The sequence below is a fragment of the Streptomyces sp. XY431 genome (assembly GCF_001279805.1).
GTDB lineage: Bacteria > Actinomycetota > Actinomycetes > Streptomycetales > Streptomycetaceae > Kitasatospora > Kitasatospora purpeofusca.
Genome location: NZ_LGDO01000396.1, coordinates 1 through 307 on the forward strand (window position 1 = coordinate 1; position 307 = coordinate 307).

General features: G+C 71.3%; 1 protein-coding gene. It reads left to right on the forward strand.

The window, feature by feature from the left end:
* On the forward strand, positions 1-307 hold a 307-nt coding region (locus ADK60_RS27235; RefSeq protein WP_502687463.1), incomplete at both ends, for an AMP-binding enzyme.

Consider the following 307-nt stretch of genomic DNA (forward strand, 5'->3'; position numbering starts at 1 on the left):
CGCGCAGGCGGTCGTCCTGGTGCGGGAGGACCGTCCGGGTGAGAAGCGTCTGGTCGGGTATGTCGTGCCCACCCCCGGCAGCGAACTCGACACCGCCGAGATCCGGGCCGAGGTCGCTGCGTCCCTGCCGGAGTACATGGTCCCGGCGGCGGTCGTGGTGCTGGATGCGATCCCATTGACGGTCAACGGGAAGCTGGACCGAAAGGCCCTGCCGGCGCCGGAGTTCGGGTCGGCCGGTGAGGGTCGTGCTCCGGCGACGCCGCAGGAGGAGGTCCTGTGCGGTGTGTTCGCGGAGGTGCTGGGCCTC